Source organism: Enterococcus sp. AMC1252, assembly GCF_058216515.1.
On sequence record NZ_CM177097.1, the window covers coordinates 2434550 to 2460446 of the forward strand.

Here is a 25897-nt window from a genome sequence, read left to right on the forward strand (position 1 = left end):
ATACAATCATAAGAGGAAAATAAAAAAAATACCAACAAAAAGCATCTAATAAATGCTCCTTTGTTGGTATTTAATATCAATCTAAAAGCTGGATACCTATCCCTAAAAGTCCAGGTCCTGTATGAACGACTAGTGCTGGGCTGATTGTGCCAAAATAAATCTTTTCAGCTTGGGGAAAGTGTTCTTTCAATTTTTCGTAAAAAATTTCAGCTTCTTCTACCGCCTGTCCTTGAGCAACTGCCAAAACAAATTTTTTGTGATCTCCAACAAAGGCTTTCACTAATTCAAAAGTTTTATCCAAACTTTTTTTTCTCCCCCGCGCTTTAGCTACGGTATGATAAACACCATCTCCATTGCAAGAAATAATCGGGTTTAGTTTTAATGCATTTCCTAGTATTGAAGCAACCAACCCAATTCTTCCTCCCTTTTGCAAGTATTCCAGAGTTGCGACATTAAAAAAGACTTTCGCTTTTGCGACATTTTTGGTTAATGTTGTTTTGATTTCGTCCCATGTACGACCTTCTTCAATTAATTTAGCTGCTTCAACCGCTTGAAGACCACTGCCAATTCCAATATTTTTTGTATCCAAAACAAATGTTTCCAGTCCATCAAATTCTTCTGCAATCAAACGAACAACATTAAATGTCCCACTCAATCCGCTAGAGATCGTAACTGCTAAAACTTTTTCATAGCCGTCTGCTTTGATCTTTTCAAAAATATTCGTAATTGTTTCACCATCTGGTAATGACGTACTAGGAATTTCAATGGGTAAGCGTTCATAAACTTCTTCTGGTGTGATATCTACTTTATCTGTATAAATACGGTCTTTATAAATGATTTGTAAGGGAATCATGTACATCCCATATTGTTCAACCAATTCTTGCGGTACATCTGTCCCTGAATCTACTAAAAGAGCAATTTTTTCTTTATTCATTTACTTGTTCTCCATTTTCTTTTAAGTTTTTTTGTGTTAGTTCAATAACTTTTTCAGTAAATAATTTGGTTGCAAACGATAGCGTCGCCCCTTTTACAATCAGAAACTCTACTGGTATCGGTTGATTAAATGCCGCAACCGGTTCTTTCCCCAATGCTTGAGCAACAACTACTGCTATAGCAGCCTCCTGCTCGTCACAAAACAAATTATAGGCTTCACGAATTCCAACAGCCGCTCCTTGATAAAGAATGCCTTGCTTGATTTCAGGTATCGTTAAAACTTGTTTCAATAAAGTAATTGCGATTAAAAACGCTAGATGTTTTTGATTGTATCGTTTTTTAATAGGAGCTGGAATCAGTCCTAATTTCACATAATTATTGACCATCGATGAAGTTAGTAATGTATGTTTTTCTTTTAAAATAACTGGTGACAAGTAACGTTCAACAAGTGTAATCACTTGATCCATATATAATTCTAATTCGGGTAATTCATGCCATCTCGGTAAGTGGACACTTTCCAATTCTTTCCCCCAAATTTGTAAAGAGGATTTCAGTTCATTCACAAGACCCCTCCTTCTATTTACTAAAACAGTTTAACATTATTTCAAAAAACATTCAATCTAGTTTTAATAACTAGATTGAAAATCGATAAAAAAGATGAAGTTAGGGCATGACTCTACGAGTCATACCCCAACTTCATCCTTTACTATGGATTCTTAAAAATCACTAAAGCCATCGTCATCACTCCGCTTGAATGGATCAAATCCAAATTTTCCTCTGTTTAGAAAATCAGGCGCTCCGAAGAGCTCACGAGGATCGAAGGCTGAATCGGTATTTCCAGGTCCATTACCAAAACCACGACTTCCATGTCTGCCACGCATATGCGGCCCTTTGAAATCACGTTCTTCTGGGATTTCGGCTTCTAGAGCTTGGAGTAATTTATCCATAATATGTTGGAAAGATTCTTGTTCCGTCTCCGACAATACATCAAAAAGCGTTTCTTCCTCTTGCTTACTGTTATCAGCTGCTGCCCTGCCTGCTTCTGTTAATCGAATCACCATTACGCGACGATCACTTTCCAATGGTTCACGACTAATATAACCGTTTCTCTCTAACTTACCTAATAATTCACCTAATGATTGGGGACGCATATCCAATAAGTAAGATAACTCTTTTTGGGTTGTCTCAGGTTTAAGTTTTAATAAATTCAAAACTCTACCTTGTCCTTTATGCGGATTTCCAAAGGGGCCATATTCTCTGCGACGTTTCATAAAATATTTTTGCATCATTGCTTGTAAACGTAAAAACTGTTTGATCAATGTTTGTTCTTCCATAATTAGTTCCTCCAATATAAGTTATAGATAAGGTACCTGCCTTATATTGTAAAGGTACCTTCTGTTTTTGTCAACAATCATCTAAACATAAACTTCAGAACATTCTAAAGCTACCTTTATAAAAAAAGACACTGAAGCAACTCATCGAGTTTGCTTACAGTGTCTTTTCATCTTTTTTATAACTTTTTCAGTTGACGTTTTCCTATAATAATTCCGATAAAGAAGAACAATTCTAATAAGACAAAAAATAAAATAAAGCTATGCATAAAGAATTCTTCTGGTAAAACATTGATGATCGGGTCCGTAGCTGGATCAAATAACCAGTCATCATTATTGAAAAATATTCCATGAAACGCTACAAAAAACTGATCAAACCCGATTACCATTAAACCACCAAAGAATACTGGAATAATCATTCCCCATTGGAATGGTCGTATCAATCGCCACACTCGCTTTGATTTGATCAAACGGAAAACAAACAGAAAACTTGGAATTCCTGTGACGATCAACACACCATAACACAGTAAAAAAAGACGCTTTACTTCATAAAAGTGAAATGCACCACTTTTTGATACAGGAAAATCAGATAACTGCAGTGTGTGATGAAATGGGTTATTTAAATAGTTCATCAACTCATCAAAGTTTTTTAGCAATGTAGGTTGATCCATGTCCACATAATTCAAAATTTTCAAGGAATCAATATCCAATATATAGAGCGGACGAAAATTAATAGTAATTGTAATGCTCAAAGATATGATGGTCAAAATCAGACATACAATTCCCAGTCGCTCAAGCCAAACCCAACTTTTTTCCTTTTTATCCACTATTTTCATGTCAAAAAGTCCAATCATCGAGAGACTCAACAATATACGTCGGTTGTTTAGGTAAGCTTGGAACTGCTGACTTTGATGTAAAACCAGATAAAACTAACAAACTATCAATACCATTTTGAAGTCCGGATTGAATATCAGTTTCATAGTTGTCGCCAACCATGATCACATTTTCTTTATTCAGTTTCATCACTTTTAACGCTTCATTCATAATGATCGCATTTGGTTTCCCAATCATAATTGGTTCTGTTTGTGTTGCTGTTTGAACTAAGGAAATAAACGATCCCGCACCTGGCAGCAGTCCGCGTTCTGTTGGAATGCTTTTATCAGGATTTGTCCCAATAAAAGTTGCACCATTTCTGATGCACAGTGCTGCTGTTGCAAACTTTTCATAACTGATATCAGTATCTAAACCCACAACTACATAATCTGGCGATTCTTCATCCCATTGAAAACCAGCAGACAAAATCAAATCAACGAGCCCAGACTCTCCAATCACATAAACGCGGTCGCCTTTCTCTTGTTCTTTCATGTAATCAATTGTTGCAAGACTTGCCGTATAAACTGTTTTTGCTGACACATGGATATCAAACTCTTGTGCTAATCTTTCAGAAACAGCTTCTGGTGTTTTTGTTGTATTATTAGTCACGAAAAGAAACGGTAGATTTAATTCCTGCAGACGTTCAACAAATCTTTTTCCTGCTGGAATAACTTCTTTACCTAAATAAATCGTGCCATCTAGATCAATTAAATACCCTTGATAATGCTTTTTCACAAATCATTACTCCTCACGTTGACGAATAGTAAATGAGCGGCCTTGGCCAGCACCATTGTCTTGTTTCCCAATAACTGCCTTTTTCGGTTCATTTTCTTTACGGTTCTTAATCACTGGCTTCGTTTTATTAGTCACTGGGACACGTTTTTCTTCTGTATGCGCATGATTGTAATTCGTTGGTTTTTTATTTGTTTTTTTGCGGCGTGTTTGCTGTTTCTCACGCTTGCCACCAATTCGTTCAATCACGAAATATGCACAACCAAAGTTACAATACTCATATAAATAATCTTCTAACGTATCGATTCTCTGTTCAGGTGCAGCTTTGCGATTCGATTCACTGAAAAAACCTTTTAAACGAAGCTGATCATAGCCCCAATCGCCAACAATATAATCATATCTTGAAAGAACATCACTAAAACGTTCTCCTAATCTCTCTTCATCAAATGCTTCCCGATGATTTTTTACTAAAAGATACTCGCGCGTACCGATCGTCACATGTTTATCATCAACAAGGGTTACGACTTCACCTTTTTTCTTTTCTTTGACAGGTTCTTCTTTTATCTCTTCAAGGACAGCTGTAAGCTCTTCTGTTAATGTCGCTGTATTTTCTTCTTTTTGCTTAAGTGGTTTAGTTGATTTTGATGTTTTTTTTACTTTTTCTGTCATTTTTTCACCGCCTAGATTTTATTATACCTTGTTTTTATTGGATTGGGTAGTGTGTGTTCAAGTAGTCACTTAAAACTGTTCTGATAAAATCTGGAAATAGAAATTCAATATCACCAGCAAGTTCGATTGTCGGGAAAAAAGGAATGAACATGAAGTGATCCACAGTGGTAAATGTGTACTTTCGTTTGAAATCGATGGGCTGATTTTTCCAAAAGACTTGTTTTTTCTGTTTATCATATACTATACCATCATAATACAATTCACCAAAAACTTTACCACGAAACCCCATTCCTGTAATTGGAAACTTTCGTAAATAGTGTCTATTTTTTTCCATTTCTTTAACCATACGAATCAGTTCAGCACCAGACAACGTTACACGAATCAAGTGCATTGGGTGTGGCAATGTTTCGTGAAGCTGATCTGCATCAACGATTCCTTTCGGTAGATCTGATAGAAATAAACCATTATTTAAAATTGCTGCTTCCGTCTGACCTTTTTCTTTTAAAGCTTTTAATGTAGTTACGATTAATGGATGTTCAGCAGTTAGATCAACTAAAAGAGGGAAAGAAATTTCACCAATTTTTTTTGCCTTTAATAACTGATGGCCTAAAGCTAAATAATCGTCAATTTCTCTTTGATCATCGGCTAAAAATTTCTGTTTGGCCATTGGCACTGCCTTCGCTTCACTATGAATGATTTTCCCATTATCAACCGTTAAATGAACTTCCCCAAGATACTGACCAAATTTTCCAGCCGCAGACAGTTGTGTTCCATTGATTTTTTCACCATATTTGAATAAATGATGGGTGTGAGATCCTAGCAATACATTGATTTCAGGAAATTCGTTTGCAATTTTAATATCTTCATCAATTCCCAGATGACTCATTAGAACTATAATATCGCATTTGGATTGGACTTCTCTTAGCAACAGCGGCAGCATCTCTTTTGTCGAACGTATATCCCAACCATTTGGATTATACGTTAAAGGAAAGGGCGCAGTTAAAGCAATCAAACCAATTTTAGTTTTATCTTTTATTTCTATAATTTTATAGGGATTCGCCCATTTAGGTGCTTGTCCTGAGTCTAAATCAAATAGATTACCTAATATAACATCAAAATTCCGATGATCATATAAATGATTCAATTGCTCTTTAGAATTTCCAACACCTTCATTGTTACCAATCGTTGCTGCATCATAGCTGATGGCATTCATCAGTTCTATATTCGCTTGACCGTCTGTTGCTTCAGTCAAAGGGTGCCAACGATCAATAAAATCTCCTAAATCGACAGTTATAACGGTTTTCCCTGATTTCTTATATTCTTCTTGATGGCTGATCAGATACCGCCTGATTTTGGGCCAATTTTCTAAATGTGAATGTAAATCATTCGTGTGAAAGAGCACGATTTCTTCCATAAGTATTGCCCCCAATTTCAGTTTATAAAAATATAGTACCATACTTCCAGATGAAGTATAATAAAGTAATCGGTAAATTAAAGGAGAAAAAAATGAAAATCAATGGACCTTTTGGAACAATTTGGCTGGATGCTAATCATGAAGGATTGACTTTAGTCTCTTTTTTTGAGCTCAAAAACCACCAAACTAACCGTTTTACAAAACAGGCTGCAAACGAACTGACAGAATATTTTTCTGGTGAACGAACACATTTTACTGTGCCTTTATCTATTCAAAGCGGCACTGCGTTTCAAAGAAAAGTCTGGGACGCCCTTTATCAAATTCCTTATGGAAAAACCTGCAGTTATTTAGATATCGCTCAAGCAATCGATTCACCAAAAGCTGTACGAGCAATTGGTCAAGCCAATAGTAAAAATCCTCTTCCAATCATTGTTCCTTGTCATCGAGTGATTGGTAAAAACGGTCAATTAACAGGCTATCTAGGTAGTTCTGAGCAGGATGGACTTAGTATCAAAAAATTCTTGTTACATGTGGAAAATGTGCCCTTCAATAAAGATTGAACTTTCTAAATGACTCCAAACAAAAAATAACGAGGAACAAAACCTTTTTGTTTTGTTTCCCGTTATTTTTATATAAATAGAGCGGATGGGATTAAAAAAATTAGTTATTATCCTTATTTTCAGTACTATCTTTACCACGATATTTTTCTAGGTATTGCTCTTTTGTCATAACGTCATCTACACTCATATTAAACTCAACAAGCTCTAAGCCAGTCATATGAGCAATTCCATCTTTTACTTTCTCAACAGTTTGATCAAAAACAGTTGAGATGTTCACATCGTATTTGCAAATCACCGATACATCAACTGCAACTTGCTTTGTCCCTACTTCCACTCCAATGCCCTTAGTAACATCTTCGTTATCTCTAAAGCGGTCAGCAAAATCTGTAAACAGGTTACCGCTCAATCCTAAGATTCCGTCAATATCAGAAATAACGACACCTACGATTTTTTTGATTACAACATCACTAAACGTCAGCTTCGCTTTTAATCCACTTGGATTATTTTCTACTGCTTCTACCATTTGCATTCACTCCTTCAATATAATTTTAAATTCCTATCATCGATTTGACTGAATCTATCAAGGAATAAATATCCAAATCTTCATCTCGCATTTTTCCGATAATAAATCCTACTATTGCAAAAATCAACAAAACTAATGTTTTTCCAAAGCCAATTAGTAATAAAAGGAGCGCTAATAGGAAAAACAAGGTTGTCCAAATGATTCGAAATCGATAAGGTTTCAACTGTTTGATCCAACTTTTTTTCTTCTCTTGATCCATGGCCTCTCCCTCCTAAATCACTCGTGATTTTTTTTTACCAAAAGCTGTGGATTCTGCTGGTTCTTTTTCTCTCAGGTCAACCACCACACGGCTATCAATTGATTCCAGAGCTGTATTTAATGCACTTTGTATTGTTTGCTTAAGTTCTTCCCCTAAAGGCTGATAACGCTCTTTACTGCCAACGTCTACCTTTAATTTGACGACTACTTTTTCTTTACCTTTAAGCTTAACAATCATTTTTGCTTTATCTGGATGGATAATGGTACTGTATGCCTCTTTCACAATTTGTTCTACAGTGCTTTTGGGGATTTCAATCCGATTTTTACCATCCTTCACAATTAGGCGTTTCCTTCTTCCAGAAACTGAAAGTACGACAACCAAACTAAGCAATAAAAAGCCTCCCAGGATAAGTAATGTCCATTCAAGAAACGTAAATACCCAAGGATAATTGGAAAGAATCCCATCTACTTGATAGGACAACCAAGGGATGCTTACCAACTGACTAAGTGAACCTAATATTCCAATAAATAGTAGGAGTATGATCAATAAAAAAATTATTTTCAGCAATCGTTTCATATACTTCCCTCCTTTGAGACTATTCCTTTCGCTGTTAATTAAATTGTAACGCCTAAAAAAAAGTATTACAAAAGATACGAATTTATTTTTTTGATCTCGGCAAGTCACTGTGTTCACATGATGAAAAAAAAGAATGAACCTCTATGTTCTAGCAAATAATTTGCTGGCTTTCATAGGTTCATTCGTTTTTTAATTATTCATCCAAATATTCTTCTTTAGAAAATTCTGTATCTTCATATTCTCCGCTATCTCCATAAAATTGATTGTAACGTTGTTTGAATTTACGGAAGATATAGGTAACTAATACCTTAGCAATCGCATAAATTGGAATACCAAAAATCAATCCGAACATCCCCAGTAAATCTCCCATCACCAACAAGACGATTACAATTGTCAATGGATGTACGACTAATCGTTTTCCCATCACCTGAGGTGCGATCAAATGCCCATTCAACATTTGGACAACCATCCAAACTATACTCATTTTAATAAACATCCCAAATGACACCATCAATGCAACAATTGCGGCTGGAATGAAAGCTATGACAGGTCCAATATAGGGAATCACTGCAGTGATTCCAACAATAATCGACAAGGTTCCTGAATAGGGCACTTTGACCAACCAAAAACCGATAAAGGTCAAGATCCCAATAGCAATGGAGACCAAAATTTGCCCTTTTAAATAGGCACCAACTTGGCTACTCATCGTTGCACCAATTTCTTTAGCATCATTTCTAAAACGCGGTGGTATAATTTTTAAAATAAATGAGAAGAACTTCCGATCATCTTTCAATAAGAAAAATGTGATAATCGGTGCCGTTACCATTACTAGTGCAAAACCGGTCAAGGTAGAAAAGACTGTAGAAGCTCCTTCCACAGCTTTACTAAAATAACTTCCTATTCCATCTGAAACATTATCAAACCATCTTTGAATACTGTCTAAAGCATTAGCTAAAGGTTTTTCTAAGGCAGAATTATGGAAAAAATCCGTAACCATTTTGTTCAGATCGTTCATATACTGCGGAAAACTTTTGACCAAACCGTCAACTTGTTTTTGTAAAATTGGAACAACCAGAATAATCCCGACAACAATCAATGCAATCAAAATAATAAAAATAGCTGAAACGCCATATACTCGTTTCACTTTATGTTTTTCCAACCAATTAACCACTGGATTAAATAAATAATATAAAATCAATGCTAGAATCGTTGGCCCAATAATCGTTTTGAACACAACACCAATTGGTCCAAAAATAAAACCAATCTGATGAAAAACAAAAATAACTGCTCCTAACAATAATAATGCAACCAATGTGAATAATAGATTTTTTCCGCCAAGAAATTTGATCCAACGTGTTTCTTGTTTCTTTTCCATTTACTTCCCTCCTTAAACCAAAAGTGTAATGGGCTTATTTAGCTTCGACTGAAAATAGGACAATCAGAGGGCAACGCTTTTTGCCACATTCAGATTTTATCTTTTTTCATAGCGTCTAGTCTATAAAGTTAAATAACTTCACTTCTTTATTGTAGCGAAAAAATCAATATCTGTAAAAAAATTATCACTTCTTTATTTTACAATTAAAATAGAAAATCACCCAGCCGTTAGATAACTGACCGAGTGATTTTATCTGTTAATTCGCTGCTTTTCTTCCTTTACGTTGAGTTGCTTCCATAATAACTGGAAGAATCACCGGACGGCGCTTTGTTTGCTCAAATAAGTAACGGCTTAACTGCTCACGAATATCTTGTTTTAACTTGCTCCATTCAAAATCGCTGCTTTCAAGATGTTTTTCAACGATCTCAGTTACAATACTGCTGCTTTCTTTCATTAAGTCTTTGCTTGTTTTCACATAAACAAAACCTCTTGATGTGATTTTAGCAGGTGAAACGATTCTTTTTTCCCGGCGATTGATTGTCACTACTGCTACAAAAATACCATCTTCGGATAAGATTCTGCGATCACGAAGCACGATATTTCCGATATCGCCAACACCAATTCCATCAATCATGATGTTATCGGCAGTTGTGCTACCAGCAACATTCATTTTTTGTTTGCTGTATTCAAGGATATCCCCTCGACCAGTAATGAAAATATTTTTATAAGGAATTCCTAATTCGTGAGCTAAATCTGCATGAGCTGCTAATTGACGATACTCGCCTTGAATCGGAACAAAATATTTAGGTTTCATCAAGTTTAGCATCAACTGCAGATCATTGGGGCTTGCATGACCAGAAACTCGCATATTATCAGAGATTTGCTTCACAACACCACCAGCACGATACACGATATCCTCTGTTTTCGCAACAGCTGTTTCCATCGCAGTCGTTGGTGTCGTCGTGATATAAACTAAATCGCCTTCTTTGATTTTAACAACACGATGCGTACCATTAGCCATTTTTTGTAATGACTTGATAGGCTCACCCATTGTTCCCGTCTCTAAAATCACTAATTGCTCTGCTTGATATTTTTTCATATCTTTCACACTAATGATTAAATCCTCACTAGGTAATTTTAATTTATCAAGCTTGATAGCAGTATTGATGATTCGTTGGAAATCCTGACCTGTTAAAACAATTTTGCGGTCAGAGCGGTAGGCAGCATCTAAAATTTGTTGTACACGTTGTAAATTACTTGCCACACACGCCACAATGATTCGGCCTTCCCAGTAACGAATCGTATCAAAGACTTCATCAGCGATTTGAAGTTCAGAAACAATTTGCGTTGGATTTTCAGCATTAGAAGAATCGCTCAACAATGCTAAAACTCCTTCATTACCGATTTCAGCTAAACGACCAAAATCTGTTTGATACATTGGAATCGCGCTTTGATCAAACTTGAAATCTCCTGTGTAGACGATATTGCCTTCTTTGGTTTTCAAATTGATTCCGATAGAATCAGGAATCGTATGCGTTGTTCTAAAGAAACTGATTGTTGCATGTGCAAAATCAATTTCCGTATGTGCATCAACCACATGAAAATCATCAAAATCCTTAGAATCTGCATGATCTCCTACATTTAATTTTGCTAACTCAACGGTTAATTCCGTACCGAATACTGGTACATGAACTTTAGATAAAAGATAAGGTAGCGCTCCGATTGCATCGGCATGACCATGTGTTAGGAAAATTCCTGCAACACGGTCAATATTTTCCACCAAATACGTAAAATCGGGAATCACCACATCAATTCCTAATAGCTCATTTTCTGGATATTTTAATCCACAATCCAGTACAAAAATTTCATCTTCCACTTCCGCGATGTACATATTTTTACCATTTTCACGAACGCCGCCTAAGGGAACGATTTTTATTGTACTCACTCATTTCACCTCTCTATATTCTCATACTGAATCAAAAATCCAGTATGCTTAAAATTTTCGCCTTTTCTTCAGAAGTACATGATACAAGAGGTAAACGTAAATCACCAACAGAAATGCCCATTTGGTTCAACACTGCTTTTACAGGAGCTGGTGAAGGCACTGAAAACAATGCATTCATCTTTGGTAATAACTGACGCTGAATGCGTGCAGCTTTTTTTATTTCTCCTTGATCCAGCGCTTGAAACATGTCATACATTTCCGTTCCAAAAACATGACTGGCAACTGACATTACACCTTGTCCACCCAAAGCTTTAATTGAAAAAGCTAAAGAATCTTCTCCAGTATACACTAAAAAGTCTTTTGGCGCCTTTTCTATCAACTCGGTCAATGCCTCTAAGCCAAAACACTCTTTGACAGCAATGATATTATCCAATTCTGCTAAACGTAAAGTTGTTGATACATCAAGGCTTGCCACTGTTCTTCCTGGAACATTATATAAAATAATCGGCAAATCGCTTGCCTCTGCAATTGCTTTAAAATGTTGGTACAATCCTTCTTGGTTTGGTTTATTATAATAAGGTACCACAGCCAAACCAGCATCAATGCCTCTGATTGCAGAAATTTCTTGCACAAATTCAACTGAATCTCGTGTATCATTGGTTCCCACACCACAAATGATTGGAACTCGCCCATCAACTATGCGAATCACTTCATTAAATAAATCGATTTCTTCATCATGCGTTAAAGTTGGAGATTCTCCCGTTGTTCCCGCTAAAATAATTCCTTCTGTGTGATGATCAAGCAAATGATTCACTAATTGAGGCAGCTTAGCAAAATCGATTGCGCCACTCTCGTCAAAAGGTGTAACCATTGCTGTAATGATCGTTGCATTTTTTAAATTCATACTTACTACCTCCTAATTTAAAAGCGTAACGGGTTCGTCCAGCTCTGACAAGAAAATAGGAAATTATGACTGAGGTGCTCTTTATCTCATTCATAATTTATCTTTTTCCCGAAGAGCTAGCCCGCGAAGCTAGATAACATTAAAGCGTAGCGGGCTCGTTTAGTCTCGTAGAAAAATAGGAAAATATAGTTGTGACTCTTTCTGTCACAAACAGATTTTATCTTTTTTCATAGAGTTTAGCCCACGAAGCTAGATAATACATGGTAACAACGTTCCGTTCCGCTTCATTCACTGTGTTTCAAAGCAAAGCTAGCTACCATTTAAATCCTTACCAAATCCATCTCATGCAATGTTTCAGCAATTTGAACCGAATTCCAAGCCGCGCCTTTTAATAAATTATCTGAAACTACCCACATATGGTAGCCTTTATCGATATCAATATCTTGACGAATTCGTCCGACGAATGTTTCTTTACGATCGATACTTGTTAAAGCTTGCGGATATAGTTGTTTGCTTGGATCATCTTGCAAAACAGCTCCTGGTGCATTAGCGATCAATTCTTTGATTTTACTCACATCTGAACCATCTTCTTTAACTTCAATATAAATCGATTCAGAATGACCTGATAAAACTGGAATACGAACGCATGTGGCAACGACTTTAATACTGTCATCTTCCATGATTTTCTTTGTTTCATTGATCATTTTCCACTCTTCATACGTATAATCAGCCTCTGCAAAGACATCAATTTGAGGTAGCGCATTAAAGGCGATCGGATAGTGTTTTTTATCGCCGCCTGACGGTAAAATATTGGCTTCTAATTTATCCGCAGGCGTACCATTGATATGTGCCAACGCTTGTGATTTCAACTCGTCCATCGCATTGATCCCTGCTCCGCTAACTGCTTGATAGGTTGAAACGATCAAACGGTCTAACCCATAGGCTTGTCTGATTGGCTCAAGTGCTACCATCATTTGAATCGTTGAACAATTTGGATTAGCAATGATTCCTTTATGGCGTTTTAAGGCTTCGGCGTTGACTTCCGGCACGACTAAAGGGACTTCTGGATCCATTCTGTAATGGCTCGTATTATCAACAACAATCGCTCCACGTTTAACAGCTTCTGGTGCAAATTGTTTTGAGATACTGCCTCCAGCACTAAACAATGCAATATCCACATCTGTAAATGATTCAGGTACCAACTCTTCGATTACAAGGGACTTTCCCTTAAACGTTACTTCTTTTCCCGCAGAACGTTTTGAAGCTAAAAGTTTTACCTGATTCATCGGCAATGATGATTCTTCCAACATTTCGATCATTTTGGTGCCCACAGCACCAGTTGCGCCTACCACGGCAACATTATACATTTTTTTCATACTTATTGATCTCCTCTCAAATTCCTGAAGAAAGTTGCTTTTTCTATTTTACCATAATATTACGTTTTACTACATAGGAAGTAATAGGATTTTGTTTTAATTTTGTCAAAAAAGAAAAGGAAAATTTTGAAAAATAAACTTTCAAATCATTTTTTAATGGCGTTCTTATGATCCGTGCAACATATTCGACTAATTATTTTTACAGATTTATACTGTCTTAGCACCACATTTTTGAGAGGATGATTAGATGTACACTGTAGCGGATTATTTATTAGACCGTTTAAAAGAATTGGGAATCGATGAAATATTCGGCGTTCCTGGTGATTATAATTTACAATTTTTAGACCATATAACTGCGAGAAAAGATCTTGAATGGATTGGTAATGCAAATGAGCTAAATGCTGCTTATATGGCCGACGGATATGCCAGAACAAAAGGAATATCAGCTTTCGTCACAACTTTTGGTGTCGGTGAATTAAGTGCTGTTAATGGTTTAGCAGGAAGTTTTGCTGAAAACGTACCTGTTGTTGAAATTGTCGGTTCTCCAACAACAAGCGTTCAGAAAGATAAAAAACTTGTCCATCATACGTTAGGCGATGGCAACTTTCTACACTTTGAAAAAATGCATGAAGAAGTAACAGCCGCAATTGCTCACCTGACAGCAGAAAATGCTTTAACTGAGATCGACCGTGTACTCACTATCGCTATGATTGAAAAGTGTCCTGTTTATATTAATCTACCAATCGACGTTGCAGAGTTCGAAGCAACTCGTCCACTAAGCCGTTTAAATCAAACAGCAGAAAAATTAACAGATATTGAAACGTCTATTTTAGATAAAGTCGAAAACGCATTATCTCAAGCAAAAAATCCAGTAGTCATTGCGGGACACGAAATTTTAAGTTACCATATCGAACAGCAGTTAGACGAATTTATCCAAAAATTTAATCTGCCAATCACAACTTTGCCACTTGGAAAAAGTGCATTTAACGAAGAAGACCCACATTATTTAGGCACTTACTCTGGTTCCACAACAGAAGAACCTCTAAAAACTCGTGTTGACACAGCAGATTTAGTTTTACTATTGGGTGCTAAACTGACAGATTCTGCTACTTCTGGCTTTAGTTTTGGCTTTACAGATGAACAAGTCATTTCGATTGGTAGCACTGAAGTCTTGTTTTATGGAGAACAAGGCGAAGCAATTCAGTTAGATCGTTTTGTCTCTGCTTTGACAACTCTTTCTTTTTCTAGATATACAGACAAAATACTACCAGTAAATCGAGTTTCAAACCAAGAAATCACAAATAACAAATTAACACAAAAGCAGTTTTGGAAAATGGTCGAAACTTTTATTATTCCAGGTGATACCGTAATTGGTGAACAAGGCACCTCTTTCTTTGGTTTAACAAATGTTGCACTAAAAAGAGAAATGAGTTTTATTGGTCAGCCATTATGGGGCTCGATTGGCTATACGTTTCCCTCTGCTTTAGGTAGTCAACTTGCGAATAAAGCGAGCCGTCATCTTTTATTTATCGGAGATGGCTCACTGCAATTAACCGTCCAAGAGTTAGGGACTGCTTTAAGAGAAGAATTAACGCCAATTGTTTTTGTCATCAACAATAACGGTTATACGGTTGAACGAGAAATCCATGGTGCAACCGAACAATATAATGATATCCCTATGTGGGATTACCAAAAATTACCGCTAGTATTTGGTGGTACTAGTCAAACGGTTGCAACTTATAAAGTTACTACATCAGTTGAATTGGATGAAGTCATGAAAAATGCTAGAAAAGATGCAAAACGATTACAATGGATCGAAGTTGTGATGGATCAAGAAGATGCACCTGAGTTATTGAAAAAATTAGCGAAGATTTTCGCAAAACAAAATTCTTAAAGCTACCGTTGAGAAGACGGAATCTATTGACTTTCCACACTATTTTGTTATAGTTAAAAGCGACATTTACTTAATTTGAAGGAGTGAATAACATGGCACGCGTTGAAAGTTTTGAATTAGATCACAATACAGTTAAAGCCCCTTACGTTCGTTTAGCGGGTACGGAAACAAATGGTGACGCATTGATTGAAAAATACGATTTACGGTTCTTACAACCAAATGAAGATGAATTACCAACAGCAGCAGTTCATACATTAGAACATTTATTAGCTGTGAATTTGCGGGATCACTTAGAAGGAATCATCGACATCTCTCCAATGGGTTGTCGTACTGGGTTTTACATGATCATGTGGAACGAACATTCTCCAAAAGAAATTCGAGATGCTTTGGTTAAAGTATTGAACTTTATCGTTGAAACAGATTTTGTTCCTGCGGTTTCTGCTAAAGAGTGCGGTAATTATAAAGACCACTCTTTATTCTCTGCACAAGAATATGCAAAGATTGTTTTAGAAAAAGGAATCAGTTTAGATCCATTTGAACGAGTTTTATAAAATAATAAAAAAACGTCAAACCCGTTTCATTAAGGTTTGACGTTTTTTATTTATCCTAATGCGACATCTAAAATCATCATAATAATGAAACCTAGCATCACACCAAATACTGCAAAATGACGCTTACTTGTCACCGTTTGCTGTGCTTCTGGAATCAATTCTTCAACTACTACATAAATCATTGCACCCGCAGCAAATGCTAAGGCATATGGCAAAAGCAACGTTACTTTCGTCACTAAAACCGCACCGATGATCCCAGCTATTGGTTCAACGATCCCTGAAGCTTGTCCATATAAAAAAGCTTTCTTGCGACTTAAGTTTTCTTGTCTTAACGGTATCGAAACAGCTGCACCTTCTGGAAAGTTTTGAATACCAATTCCCAATGCCACAGAAATTGCTGCTAATACCGCTTTTTTTGGATCATCTGCCGAGTTTGCTGCACCAAATGCCACTCCTACAGCCAATCCTTCTGGAATATTATGCAACGTAATAGAAAATACCAACAAAATCGTCCGCTTTAAATGACTTGGTAATCCTTCTTTCTCATGGTTCGGTCCAAAGTGCATATGTGGCAACGTTTTATCGGCAATATATAAAAATAACCCACCCAAGCCAAAACCAAAACTAACCACAAGCCAAGCAATGTTGCCGTTTTCTTCTGCCTGTTTGATTGCAGGATCTAGCAAAGACCAAAAACTTGCAGCAATCATCACGCCAGCGGCAAAGCCTAGCATCATATTCAAAATATCTTTTTTGATTTCCTTAAAAAAGAAAACCAGCCCAGCCCCCAAAGCTGTCATAAAATAAGTGAAACCCGTCCCTACCAATGCTTGCTGCCAAGCCTCTAAAGATAACAGCCAATTAATTATTCTGAACACCCCATCTTTCTCAATTTTTTTCTTAGCTTAACTTTATCATATCAATGATTTTATGACCACGTGTAAAACAAAGAATGCTTTCATTTGGTACAAAAAAATAGAAAGAGTATACTTTAGATAGAAGTAAAAAAGAGAAATGGAGTGAGCAAAATGACAGAAACAATCAATGCTGCTGTTGCGATGATCAAAGTCTTAGAAAGTTGGGACATCGATCATATTTACGGAATCCCTGGTGGTTCCTTTAACTCCACAATGGATGCCTTGTATCAAGAAAGAGAAAAGATTCAGTATATTCAAGTTCGCCATGAAGAAGTCGGCGCATTAGCTGCAGCCACAGATGCAAAACTAACTGGAAAAATTGGTGTGGCTTTTGGTTCAGCAGGACCAGGTGCTACTCATTTAATCAATGGATTATATGATGCACAAATGGATCATGTTCCTGTTTTAGCACTCTTAGGTCAAGTTGCTACAAGTTCTATGAATTACAATTCCTTCCAAGAATTAAATGAAAATCCGATGTTTGCTGATGTCAGTGTTTATAATAGAACAGTAATGACCCCAGAAAGTCTGCCTCATGTTGTCGATGAAGCAATTAAAGCTGCGTATAAAAATAAAGGCGTAGCCGTTGTAACCATTCCTGTCGACTTAGGTACAAAAGAGATTCCGCTTATTGACGTTTCAACTGCAAAAAATCATCGAACAGGATCGCTTCTGCCTCATTATAATGATTTAATCAAAGCGATCCCTTTGATAGAAGCTGCCGAAAGACCGATTCTCTATATTGGTCAAGGTACTCGTGGGGCTTGGTCTGAAATCAGAGCTTTTTCTGAACATTTTTCAATGCCAATCATTTCAGCTGTTTTAGGAAAAGGTATTGTTCCTGATGCTTATGAAAACTTTCTTGGGTTTGCTGCTCGGGTAGCGACTAAACCAGCTAATGAAGCCTTAGCTGAAACAGATTTGATCGTATTCGCTGGTAGTGACTTTCCATTTGCTGCATATTTCTTTAATCCTGATGCTAAATTCATTCAAATCGACATTGACTCAACAAAGCTAGGTCGACGTCACAAAACAGATGTAGCGATTTTAGGTGATGCTGGAGAAGCCTTAAAAAGAATGGTTGAGTTAGGTGAATCACGTCCTATAGATCGATGGCTAAAAGCGAATCGAAAAAACAAAGAAAATTGGGTTACTTGGTTAAGAAGCTTTGATGATAAGGATGATAAACCCCTTCGTGTTGAACCAATCTTTAAAGAAATTCGTCAAATTGCAGATAAAGAAGCGATTTTTGTAACAGACGTCGGTAATACAACTGTTCATGCAATTCGTCTTTTAGATATGAATGGCAAACAAAAATTCACAACTTCTGGTTGGTTCGCTACCATGGGCAATGGTGTACCAGGAGGGATTGCAGCTCAACTTAGCTATCCTAACCGTCAAGTATTCACTTTAAGCGGTGACGGTGCTTTCGCTATGGTTATGCAAGATATCATCACCCAAGTAAAATACAAACTGCCAATTATCAATGTTGTCTTTTCGAATGATTCCTTTGGTTTCATTGAAGCAGAACAAGAAGATAGTGAACAAAAGAAATTTGGGGTCTTTCTAGAAAGTGCCGACTTCGGAAAAGCTGCTGAAGCCTTAGGTGCTCTAGGCTTTACTATTACCGAACATAGTCAATTAGAACCTGCTTTTAATGCTGCTAAAAAAAGTACTCGTCCGGTTGTGATCGATGTAAAAATCAGAAACACTCGTCCCTTACCAGTTGAAGAATTAGTTTTAGATCCCGACAAATTTAGTGAAACGGAAATCAGCGCATTTAAAGAAAAATACGAAGTACATGATATGCCTGTTTTAAAAGAACTATTGAAGAACTGAAAAACAACAGATGCGTTTTTTTACGCATCTGTTGTTTTTTATATTTTATTTACTTATCATCATGTCTGTGGAATTTTTCTTTAATATCTTCAAAACCTTCTTTGATTTTATCGCCTAATTTTTCAGCGCCTTCTTTGATATCCTCACCGGCATCACGAGCTTTATCTTTTACATCGCCAAAAGCTGATTGCGCTTTGCCTTCAAGTTCTTTGCCTTTATCATCTGTTACTTTACCTTGAACTTCTTTAGCTGTACCTTCAACTTTGTCTTTTGCATCATTTATGCGTCCATTTAAATCTGCCATGTGAAAATCCCTCCTAGTTAATTTATAATACATAACTAGCATAGCACCATTTTTGACTTGCTACAAACGATTCGCTTTTGACTTTTTTTACCTCTTAATTAGTATTACTTAACCAATCTTTCGCTTGTTGGATTTCATCCATAGTTATCTGATGGCCAGAATTAGTAACTGTAATCGAAACGTCAGCATTTCTATTTTTCAATTGGTTGATCAATTGATCGGATGCTTCTTTAGAAACTATTGGATCATTTTGGCTCACTGATAACCAGAGCTTCTTAGCCAAAAGTGAAAAGTCTTGATTATCAACTCCTAATGACATTGGATGAAATAAAATTGCCTGATTAATAGCAAAATGTCGCTCCAGTAAAATATGTGCAGCAATATTGGCCCCATTAGAATAACCAACAATCACCCAATCATCTAACGCTATACCTTTTTCTGCACTCACAGTGGTAATGTTTTGCATTAATCGGTCACTTTCTTCTTCTAAGCTGACTAAGTCGAACTGATTCAAGCCATTACGCTTAAAAAAACGATTCATGCCAGACTCTTGAATTGTTCCACGAAAAGCAAGTAACGTAGCATCTTCATCCAAAAAACTAGCGATTTCAATCAATGAAGATTCATCACCACCAGTGCCATGAAGTAGCAGTAATTTTTTCCCATGTAAAGCACCCTTTTCAAATATATAATGCATGCTAGCTCTCTCCTTCTGGTCAGTTTCCAGTCAATAAATTTACAAAAAAACAACTTACTAAAAGTAAGTTGTTTTCATTTTAACATCTTTCGTTTTGTTTGTCACTTTCTCACGCTCCTATAGTCTCTCCAAATAATCAGCAATTAATTTAGCTCTATTTGAAACACGTTCCTTTAACCGTATCGGTTCTATCTGTAAAATCGTTTTTCCAAAACGCAGCAGGTAATCTGCGATAAATTCTTCTTCATCTGGATGATAATACCCAGAAATCAAATATTGTTCTTGAAGCACTTCAATTTTCATCGATGGATACTGTTCTTTCGAAAAAAAATCTTTCCCCTGTTCATCAACTTTGATTGAAAAATCAAGTAATTGCTCATTTTGGTAAAAAATCTCAGTTTCTCTTAGTAACACTTCAAGAGACAATGAAGCTATGCTTTCTTTTTCAGCAATTGCTTCAATTTTATCACAACGAATCACACGAATTTTTTTAGTCTCAAAATTCCAAATTTTAGCATACCACTGTCCAAACTTCGAAGAAAGTTGAACAAATTGAGCGTTGATCGATTTTCTTTCTTGATTTTTTACATAACGAATATCAAATACTTTTTCATGAATAATTCCTTGAATGATTTCTTTTAAAAATAAACTGACGTTACTATGATTGACTTGCTCAAGTGTCACGATTTTGCGCATTACTAAAAGTTCTTGACGTAATTTTTCTGGTAGAACGTTATTGTATTTTAATTCAAGTGTGCTGCTTTCCATATTAAAGGGCGTTGAACGATAACCATTAAGCGTCAGTAAGGCAAAATAAAGAGCATAAATCTCCCCTTCAGTAAATAAGCCGGGTGTCATGATCTGAGTATCTAATAGCTGATATTTACCATATCTTCCAAGGTCAGAATAAATTGGCAGTCCGACCTCTTCAAGGGACTGTACATCTCGCAATGCTGTACTTTTTGAAATACTATAGCGGTTCATCAACTCTTTTAAGTTAAAACTATTTCGATTCGCTAAGTACAGAATCATATCATTGATTCGCTCTGCTTTTTTCATAAGCCCTCCTAAAGGTGTCATGTTTTGATACCTTTAATCAGTATACTAAATATGTAGCAAAAATAAAAGAAAAGAGGAAACCATATGACGTTAGAAATCGCTGTATTTTTATCAATGAATGGACGGGGGCAAGAGGCCTTAGCTTTTTATAAAAGACACTTAGGTGCTGAAGAATTACTAGTCGTAACATATGAAGAGATGGCTAAAAAGGATTCGAGTTTACAGCTAACAAAGGAAAATAAACACTGTATCTCCCATTCCGTTTTACAAGTAGGGAAAACTAAAATAATGATTGCAGAGAACCCAATAAATCCCGCCGAAACTTTTTCACTTGGAAATAATTTTTCTTTATGTATTCAAAGTGCTGATTTGGCTGAAATCCAAACGTTTTATTCTAATTTGACATCAGATAAGCGAGTGAAGATCATTGAGCCGTTGAATCATAATGTTTTTAGTAGTGCCTACGGTATTATTGAAGATCCATTTGGCGTACAAATTCAGTTGATGCATGATACCCGTTTAAAATAGGCCATAGTAATCTGTATCTTCCAAGAAAAAAACATTTAAGCAAAAAGGATAGATAAATGACTAGGGCAAAAATAATTCTTTCAAATATAAGTTGGAATTCACAAAAATTGGAAGAACATCAAACTGTGATGCTCGGCAGTTTTTGTGAATTCCCTTTATTTCTTGGAGTTAGACACTCCTATTCCTTCGTCTAATTTTTAGTGTCACGATATAGTTTTCTAATGGTGGTTTAGTTGATTTTATAAATGGTACGACTTTGGTACGGGTTTTCCGGATATAAGAAAACAGACCCCAGCTCTTCAAATTCAACAGCTCCAGGACTAACTTGAGTTTCTAAAGTAATACCACCGTGATGTATCATTTTTTCACCTCGAACTTCTGGCCCTTCGTTACCAAACTGGGCTGTAAAAATCACGACTGCTGGCCGATCCGTATACATTTGTACTGAGAGATCCTTTCCTGGGGCTGTAATGATTGCCTGAGGTTTAGTAAAACCCGTCTGATTCAAGATAAATGGATGATCTAATCCATCTACTAAGCTATTTTGTTCATAATTCGTCTCAAACACTTGATTCATTGACTTAGGTTGTCTGAAGTCAAAAGGTGTGTCAGAAACAGAACGTAGTTCACCTGTAACAGTCGTATCATTGTTTACTACTGCAAACGTGTCAGCATCTACAAATAGTTCATGTTCATCAACAGATCGTGACGCATCTCCAGTCAAATTGAAATACACATGATTGGTTGGATTATAGAGTGTTGGTTGATCGGTAGAGGCGTGATAATCTATGATCCATTCATTTTTATTTGTCAGTGTATACGTTACACGAGCTTTTAATTCTCCTGGAAAACCATTTTCTCCTTCTGGGCTCAGATAAGAAAAAATAACTGAAACTTGATCATTTGTTTCTTCTATTTTAGCGTTCCATACTTTTGCTTCAAAACTTTCAAAGCCGCCGTGCAACGTATGTCCATTTTTAGGATCAACAGGTAATTGATACCTTTGATTATCGATTGAAAATGAACCATGTTTGATTCTACCTGCAACACGCCCAATTGTTGCACCAAAATACATATCTTTAGCTAAGTATTCCTCAGCAGATTCAAATCCTAAAACAATATTTCGCTCTTTTCCACTAACAGGTACGATCAAATCCACGATTCTGGCTCCTAAATTTGTGACATTCAGCGTTAAACCATTATCGTTAGTAAGCGAATACAAAATAGCCGTATCACCAAATTGTTGATTACTTATTTTCATTATTTTCCTCTCTCTTTCGTTTGAAATCGATTGTCTATTGAATGAACTAAAACTATTTTATCATCTTTCTCAGCCTTTTTTTCGCCAACTTTTATTTTCAAGTACTTTTGTTTATATTTACAATTTTTTTGTCAAGTTGCACTTAGAGTATAAAAGTAAGATATTCCGTTTTGTTTAAACAGAATACCTCATTAATTCCTTCTAAATACTTTCTACCAAATACTATACTTTTTTCAACTTTCGAGTAATGAATTTTTCAAACTCTACAACTATAAAAACAACAATCCCTGAAAGGAAAGCCAATTTTATATAAGACCCGCCAATATCTGCTGTTCCTAAAGCAAGATGCATAATTGGCGTAAAAATCAATAGTGATTGTAAAATGAATAAGACTAGTAAAGACAACCATAAAATTTTGTTTGAAAGTATACTTTTATTAATTGAAAATAGATAAATCTCTCGACAATTGATCATATAAAAAACTTGTCCAAACACGATCGTTGTAATCAAAGTCGTCTGCATAACGGCTTCAGAAGCATTACGTCCTTCTAAAAACCCATTGACTAAAAAGCCTAACGCAGCTAATAAAAGCGACACATAGACGATACGAAAAACAGCATATCGATCTAAAATAGTTTCTTTCGGATTACGAGGAGGTTGATCCATTCCATTTTTTGCTAACGGTTCAAAACCTAGTGCAAAAGATAATGTAATCGTAGTCACCATATTCAGCCATAAAATTTGTACAGAAGTTAGAGGAAGCGGTCTATCTAACAATAAGGAAACTACGACTAATAATCCTTGTGCAAAAGCTGTTGGTAAAGAAAAATAGATTGTTTTTTTCAAGTTTTCATAAACTCGTCTACCTTCTTTGATTGCAACAGTAATGGTCGCAAAATTATCATCTGCTAAAACCATATCTGCTGCATCTTTGGTCACCTCAGTCCCTTTGATTCCCATAGCGATACCGATATCTGCTTGTTTAAGAGCAGGTGCATCATTGACACCATCTCCTGTCATCCCAACAATTTGTCCATTTTTTTGAATCGCATTCACTAAGCGCAGTTTATGTTCAGGCGTTGTTCTTGCGTATACATCATTCGTTAAAACAACATTCGCTAGTTCATCATCATTAAGTTGCTCAATATCTTTACCTACCAATGCATTTTTATAATTTTCAAGACCAATTTCCTTAGCTATTGCCACCGCAGTATCCTTATGATCTCCTGTAATCATTTTCACTGAGATGCCTGCTTTTTGACTGATACGAACTGCTTCAATCGCTTCTTTTTTTGGCGGATCGATAATCCCAAATAAACCAGCAAGAATCATCCCACTTTGTAAATCTTCGTGGGCAAGCGTTGTTTGTGTTTTCGTTACTTCCTTAAAAGCTGCCGCTAAAATCCGTTGTCCTTTAGTCGCTTGTTGACTGATTTTTTGTTGCCAGTAAGGTTCATCAAACGCTTCTGATTTTTTGTCAACTAACTGATGATCAACCATATTTAATAAAACATCTGGCGCTCCTTTTAAATAAATATAACGCTTCTCTTGGATATCGACCAACGTGGCCATGTATTTATAGGATGAGTCAAATGGAATTTTGTTGATATCATGCTCTTCTTCCACTAGAGCAGTATGATTTGCCCAATCCAGCAGAGCTCCTTCCGTTGGGTTGCCAATCACTTCTCTTACACCGTTTTTATAAGTGATCTTTGTATCATTACAATAGGAGGCGATTTCAGCCATTTTTCTTAGCGTATCATCTTGCTCAACTTGACGAATGGAGTCTGCTCCATTTAATATCGTGTCAATCGTTTCTTCTGACGTAACAATTGCTACAACTTCCATTTCATTTTTTGTTAGCGTTCCAGTTTTATCTGAACAAATAACTCCCATACTACCTAACGTTTCAACTGCAGGCATTTTCTTGATAATTGCGTGTTGGCGTGCCATTCGTGTTACACCAACAGACAAAATAATAGACAAAACGGCTGGTAAACCTTCTGGTACTGCTGAAACTGCTAAAGCAATCATAGAAGAAAGTAACTCATTAGCCATTAAATCTCGGAAAAACAAACTAAACAAAACAAGAAGAACAATCAACGCCATTAAAAAGAAAAAAATTTGTTTATTCAATTGCTTCATTTTTTTGATCAAAGGTGTTTCGTTACTACCTACATTCTTCAAATGCTGATTGATCTTGCCAATCTCTGTTTGATCACCAATTTGAACAACAATTCCTCTACCTGTTCCACTGTTAATCAAAGTACCAGAATAAGCCATGTTTAAATGGTCACCTAAGTCTGCGTCTTCTTCAAGAGTTCGATTACTTTTCTCTACAGGAGTTGATTCACCTGTTAAGATAGCTTCATCAATCACCAAATTATACGCTTCAATCACTCGAAGATCCGCTGGAACAATATCACCTGGGCTTAAATAGACAATATCACCTGCTACTAAAGATTCTGCTTTGACTGTTTCTTTTTCACCTGCTACTAAAACGACTGCCTCTGAGCTCATCATAGAAGAGAGGCTTTCCAACGAGTCTGTAGCTTTTGCTTCTTGCACATAACCGATAATTGCATTGATGATGACCACTAATAAAATAATCGCCATATCAATAAAATGACCGCTAACACCTTTTAGTAACGCTGACACAAGTAATACATAAATTAATAAATCATGAAAATGATGTAAAAATTTTTGTAACTTGCTTGCTTCTTTTTCTTTAGAAAGAGTATTACTGCCTGCTTCTTGTTTCGATTTCCTCAGAGTTCTGTCAAGTCCATTTAGATCAGATTGTAATGCCGTTAATACTTGCTCTGTTGTCATTTTATACCATTTCATAACGACTCCTCCTTAATAGTTACTTAACACTTTCTTAAAGTGTACAAAAGTAGAAGAATAATTCATAACAAAAAGCTTTCTATTAGAAAAATCAACTTTTTTTAACTGCTAACTCACTTCTTTTTTCAACACATACAAAAATAAGACCCAGCTCATAAATGAGCTGGGTCTTATAACCATTGCTGTTTGAATTAAGCTTCTGGGTTGGCGTTGGCATCTTTGATACCATACTTTTTGTTGAAACGATCCACACGTCCGTCTGCTTGTGTAAATTTTTGACGTCCAGTGTAAAATGGATGAGAGTCAGATGTAACTTCGACACGGATTACAGGATAAGTGTTTCCGTCTTCCCATTCAACTGTTTCGTCAGAGTGCTTAGTAGAACCTGACAAGAATTTAAAACCAGTTGTTGAGTCCATAAAAATAACTGGGTGATATTCTGGATGGATATCTTGTTTCATAGTCTTTTCGCTCCTTTGCCCTGATCCATTTGCTGCATCAGAGTTTATTTGTCGGTATACAACAGTACT

26 protein-coding genes are annotated in these 25897 nt (G+C 36.2%); 5 read left to right on the plus strand and 21 right to left on the minus strand.

Features of this window, described 5'->3' with window-relative positions; genetic code table 11:
• Positions 1-76: 76 nt before the first annotated feature.
• The 7 genes from AC4BB5_RS11560 to AC4BB5_RS11590 all read right to left on the minus strand — a co-directional run bounded on the left by AC4BB5_RS11560 (position 77) and on the right by AC4BB5_RS11590 (position 5952).
• Positions 77-934, minus strand: coding sequence for a DegV family protein (locus AC4BB5_RS11560; protein ID WP_490456274.1), 858 nt, complete (start codon positions 932-934; stop codon positions 77-79).
• Complete coding sequence (locus tag AC4BB5_RS11565) at positions 927-1496, minus strand: DUF1836 domain-containing protein (RefSeq protein ID WP_490456275.1); 570 nt, start codon at positions 1494-1496, stop codon at positions 927-929. Before AC4BB5_RS11565 ends, AC4BB5_RS11560 begins: the two co-directional genes overlap by 8 nt.
• Positions 1497-1649: 153 nt before the next feature.
• The gene (locus tag AC4BB5_RS11570) at positions 1650-2267 is read right to left on the minus strand and encodes a MarR family winged helix-turn-helix transcriptional regulator (RefSeq protein ID WP_490456276.1); all 618 of its coding nucleotides are present in this window, start codon (positions 2265-2267) and stop codon (positions 1650-1652) included.
• Between the two features lie 176 nt (positions 2268-2443).
• Positions 2444-3100: a TIGR01906 family membrane protein gene (locus AC4BB5_RS11575; protein WP_490456277.1), complete on the minus strand. Its 657-nt coding sequence runs from the start codon at positions 3098-3100 to the stop codon at positions 2444-2446.
• Position 3101: 1 nt separating this feature from the next.
• On the minus strand, positions 3102-3872 hold the full coding sequence (locus AC4BB5_RS11580) for a TIGR01457 family HAD-type hydrolase (protein ID WP_490456278.1): 771 nt from the start codon (positions 3870-3872) through the stop codon (positions 3102-3104).
• A gap of 6 nt (positions 3873-3878) precedes the next feature.
• Complete coding sequence (locus tag AC4BB5_RS11585) at positions 3879-4538, minus strand: YutD family protein (RefSeq protein WP_490456279.1); 660 nt, start codon at positions 4536-4538, stop codon at positions 3879-3881.
• 34 nt (positions 4539-4572) lie between these two features.
• Positions 4573-5952 (minus strand): bifunctional metallophosphatase/5'-nucleotidase, encoded by a 1380-nt coding sequence (locus AC4BB5_RS11590; protein ID WP_490456280.1) that lies wholly within the window; start codon positions 5950-5952, stop codon positions 4573-4575.
• 92 nt (positions 5953-6044) lie between these two features.
• On the opposite strand from AC4BB5_RS11590, the gene AC4BB5_RS11595 reads away from it, so the two are divergent.
• On the plus strand, positions 6045-6512 hold the full coding sequence (locus AC4BB5_RS11595; RefSeq protein ID WP_490456281.1) for a methylated-DNA--[protein]-cysteine S-methyltransferase: 468 nt from the start codon (positions 6045-6047) through the stop codon (positions 6510-6512).
• Between the two features lie 100 nt (positions 6513-6612).
• Here the strand turns inward: AC4BB5_RS11595 and AC4BB5_RS11600 are convergent, their stop codons facing one another.
• The 7 genes from AC4BB5_RS11600 to AC4BB5_RS11630 form a co-directional block, all read right to left on the minus strand.
• Entirely contained in the window at positions 6613-7035 is a 423-nt protein-coding gene (locus AC4BB5_RS11600; protein ID WP_490456282.1) for an Asp23/Gls24 family envelope stress response protein, read from the minus strand.
• 25 nt (positions 7036-7060) lie between these two features.
• Positions 7061-7294, minus strand: a complete 234-nt coding sequence (locus AC4BB5_RS11605) for a DUF2273 domain-containing protein (RefSeq protein WP_490456283.1) — start codon at positions 7292-7294, stop codon at positions 7061-7063.
• A 12-nt stretch (positions 7295-7306) separates the two neighbouring features.
• Positions 7307-7870, minus strand: a complete 564-nt coding sequence (gene amaP / locus AC4BB5_RS11610) for an alkaline shock response membrane anchor protein AmaP (RefSeq protein ID WP_490456284.1) — start codon at positions 7868-7870, stop codon at positions 7307-7309.
• A gap of 193 nt (positions 7871-8063) precedes the next feature.
• A complete protein-coding gene (locus AC4BB5_RS11615; RefSeq protein ID WP_490456285.1) occupies positions 8064-9245 on the minus strand; it encodes an AI-2E family transporter in 1182 nt (393 codons plus the stop codon).
• A gap of 256 nt (positions 9246-9501) precedes the next feature.
• Positions 9502-11190 carry a ribonuclease J gene (locus tag AC4BB5_RS11620; protein ID WP_490456286.1) on the minus strand — a complete coding sequence of 563 codons (1689 nt, stop codon included), beginning with the start codon at positions 11188-11190 and terminating at the stop codon, positions 9502-9504.
• Between the two features lie 31 nt (positions 11191-11221).
• A complete protein-coding gene (dapA, locus tag AC4BB5_RS11625; RefSeq protein WP_490456287.1) occupies positions 11222-12094 on the minus strand; it encodes a 4-hydroxy-tetrahydrodipicolinate synthase in 873 nt (290 codons plus the stop codon).
• A gap of 320 nt (positions 12095-12414) precedes the next feature.
• Positions 12415-13470: an aspartate-semialdehyde dehydrogenase gene (locus AC4BB5_RS11630; protein WP_490456288.1), complete on the minus strand. Its 1056-nt coding sequence runs from the start codon at positions 13468-13470 to the stop codon at positions 12415-12417.
• A gap of 247 nt (positions 13471-13717) precedes the next feature.
• Between AC4BB5_RS11630 and AC4BB5_RS11635 the strand changes: the two genes are divergently transcribed.
• Entirely contained in the window at positions 13718-15364 is a 1647-nt protein-coding gene (locus AC4BB5_RS11635; RefSeq protein WP_490456289.1) for an alpha-keto acid decarboxylase family protein, read from the plus strand.
• Positions 15365-15456: 92 nt separating this feature from the next.
• Complete coding sequence (locus AC4BB5_RS11640) at positions 15457-15915, plus strand: S-ribosylhomocysteine lyase (protein ID WP_490456290.1); 459 nt, start codon at positions 15457-15459, stop codon at positions 15913-15915.
• 50 nt (positions 15916-15965) lie between these two features.
• Here AC4BB5_RS11640 and AC4BB5_RS11645 read toward each other — a convergent pair whose 3' ends face one another.
• Complete coding sequence (locus tag AC4BB5_RS11645) at positions 15966-16784, minus strand: ZIP family metal transporter (protein ID WP_490459064.1); 819 nt, start codon at positions 16782-16784, stop codon at positions 15966-15968.
• Positions 16785-16943: 159 nt separating this feature from the next.
• Here AC4BB5_RS11645 and spxB point away from each other — a divergent pair, with 159 nt between their 5' ends.
• Positions 16944-18671, plus strand: a complete 1728-nt coding sequence (gene spxB / locus AC4BB5_RS11650; protein ID WP_490456291.1) for a pyruvate oxidase — start codon at positions 16944-16946, stop codon at positions 18669-18671.
• A gap of 49 nt (positions 18672-18720) precedes the next feature.
• On the opposite strand, the gene AC4BB5_RS11655 is transcribed toward spxB, so the two are convergent.
• The 3 genes from AC4BB5_RS11655 to AC4BB5_RS11665 form a co-directional block, all read right to left on the minus strand.
• Positions 18721-18975, minus strand: a complete 255-nt coding sequence (locus AC4BB5_RS11655) for a CsbD family protein (RefSeq protein ID WP_490456292.1) — start codon at positions 18973-18975, stop codon at positions 18721-18723.
• Between the two features lie 94 nt (positions 18976-19069).
• Positions 19070-19672, minus strand: a complete 603-nt coding sequence (locus AC4BB5_RS11660) for an alpha/beta hydrolase (RefSeq protein WP_490456293.1) — start codon at positions 19670-19672, stop codon at positions 19070-19072.
• Positions 19673-19789: 117 nt separating this feature from the next.
• Positions 19790-20731: a helix-turn-helix transcriptional regulator gene (locus AC4BB5_RS11665; protein WP_490456294.1), complete on the minus strand. Its 942-nt coding sequence runs from the start codon at positions 20729-20731 to the stop codon at positions 19790-19792.
• 84 nt (positions 20732-20815) lie between these two features.
• Here AC4BB5_RS11665 and AC4BB5_RS11670 point away from each other — a divergent pair, with 84 nt between their 5' ends.
• Complete coding sequence (locus AC4BB5_RS11670) at positions 20816-21259, plus strand: VOC family protein (RefSeq protein ID WP_490456295.1); 444 nt, start codon at positions 20816-20818, stop codon at positions 21257-21259.
• A 229-nt stretch (positions 21260-21488) separates the two neighbouring features.
• Here AC4BB5_RS11670 and AC4BB5_RS11675 read toward each other — a convergent pair whose 3' ends face one another.
• From AC4BB5_RS11675 to AC4BB5_RS11685, 3 genes are all read right to left on the minus strand, one after another.
• Complete coding sequence (locus AC4BB5_RS11675) at positions 21489-22520, minus strand: aldose epimerase family protein (RefSeq protein WP_490456296.1); 1032 nt, start codon at positions 22518-22520, stop codon at positions 21489-21491.
• A gap of 222 nt (positions 22521-22742) precedes the next feature.
• Positions 22743-25367 (minus strand): HAD-IC family P-type ATPase, encoded by a 2625-nt coding sequence (locus AC4BB5_RS11680; protein WP_490456297.1) that lies wholly within the window; start codon positions 25365-25367, stop codon positions 22743-22745.
• Between the two features lie 191 nt (positions 25368-25558).
• Positions 25559-25828 (minus strand): type B 50S ribosomal protein L31, encoded by a 270-nt coding sequence (locus tag AC4BB5_RS11685; RefSeq protein ID WP_025870994.1) that lies wholly within the window; start codon positions 25826-25828, stop codon positions 25559-25561.
• Positions 25829-25897: the final 69 nt, after the last annotated feature.

Coding starts and splice junctions, on each gene's coding strand:
- AC4BB5_RS11630 (WP_490456288.1), bottom strand. CDS start 13,470: ATGAAAAAAATGTATAATGTTGCCGTGGTAGGCGCAACTGGTGCTGTG.
- dapA (WP_490456287.1), bottom strand. CDS start 12,094: ATGAATTTAAAAAATGCAACGATCATTACAGCAATGGTTACACCTTTT.
- AC4BB5_RS11560 (WP_490456274.1), bottom strand. CDS start 934: ATGAATAAAGAAAAAATTGCTCTTTTAGTAGATTCAGGGACAGATGTA.
- AC4BB5_RS11570 (WP_490456276.1), bottom strand. CDS start 2,267: ATGGAAGAACAAACATTGATCAAACAGTTTTTACGTTTACAAGCAATG.
- AC4BB5_RS11585 (WP_490456279.1), bottom strand. CDS start 4,538: ATGACAGAAAAAGTAAAAAAAACATCAAAATCAACTAAACCACTTAAG.
- AC4BB5_RS11605 (WP_490456283.1), bottom strand. CDS start 7,294: ATGGATCAAGAGAAGAAAAAAAGTTGGATCAAACAGTTGAAACCTTAT.
- AC4BB5_RS11675 (WP_490456296.1), bottom strand. CDS start 22,520: ATGAAAATAAGTAATCAACAATTTGGTGATACGGCTATTTTGTATTCG.
- AC4BB5_RS11635 (WP_490456289.1), top strand. CDS start 13,718: ATGTACACTGTAGCGGATTATTTATTAGACCGTTTAAAAGAATTGGGA.
- AC4BB5_RS11665 (WP_490456294.1), bottom strand. CDS start 20,731: ATGAAAAAAGCAGAGCGAATCAATGATATGATTCTGTACTTAGCGAAT.
- spxB (WP_490456291.1), top strand. CDS start 16,944: ATGACAGAAACAATCAATGCTGCTGTTGCGATGATCAAAGTCTTAGAA.
- AC4BB5_RS11575 (WP_490456277.1), bottom strand. CDS start 3,100: ATGAAAATAGTGGATAAAAAGGAAAAAAGTTGGGTTTGGCTTGAGCGA.
- AC4BB5_RS11670 (WP_490456295.1), top strand. CDS start 20,816: ATGACGTTAGAAATCGCTGTATTTTTATCAATGAATGGACGGGGGCAA.
- AC4BB5_RS11595 (WP_490456281.1), top strand. CDS start 6,045: ATGAAAATCAATGGACCTTTTGGAACAATTTGGCTGGATGCTAATCAT.
- AC4BB5_RS11685 (WP_025870994.1), bottom strand. CDS start 25,828: ATGAAACAAGATATCCATCCAGAATATCACCCAGTTATTTTTATGGAC.
- AC4BB5_RS11640 (WP_490456290.1), top strand. CDS start 15,457: ATGGCACGCGTTGAAAGTTTTGAATTAGATCACAATACAGTTAAAGCC.
- AC4BB5_RS11615 (WP_490456285.1), bottom strand. CDS start 9,245: ATGGAAAAGAAACAAGAAACACGTTGGATCAAATTTCTTGGCGGAAAA.
- AC4BB5_RS11590 (WP_490456280.1), bottom strand. CDS start 5,952: ATGGAAGAAATCGTGCTCTTTCACACGAATGATTTACATTCACATTTA.
- AC4BB5_RS11660 (WP_490456293.1), bottom strand. CDS start 19,672: ATGCATTATATATTTGAAAAGGGTGCTTTACATGGGAAAAAATTACTG.
- AC4BB5_RS11600 (WP_490456282.1), bottom strand. CDS start 7,035: ATGGTAGAAGCAGTAGAAAATAATCCAAGTGGATTAAAAGCGAAGCTG.
- amaP (WP_490456284.1), bottom strand. CDS start 7,870: ATGAAACGATTGCTGAAAATAATTTTTTTATTGATCATACTCCTACTA.
- AC4BB5_RS11655 (WP_490456292.1), bottom strand. CDS start 18,975: ATGGCAGATTTAAATGGACGCATAAATGATGCAAAAGACAAAGTTGAA.
- AC4BB5_RS11680 (WP_490456297.1), bottom strand. CDS start 25,367: ATGAAATGGTATAAAATGACAACAGAGCAAGTATTAACGGCATTACAA.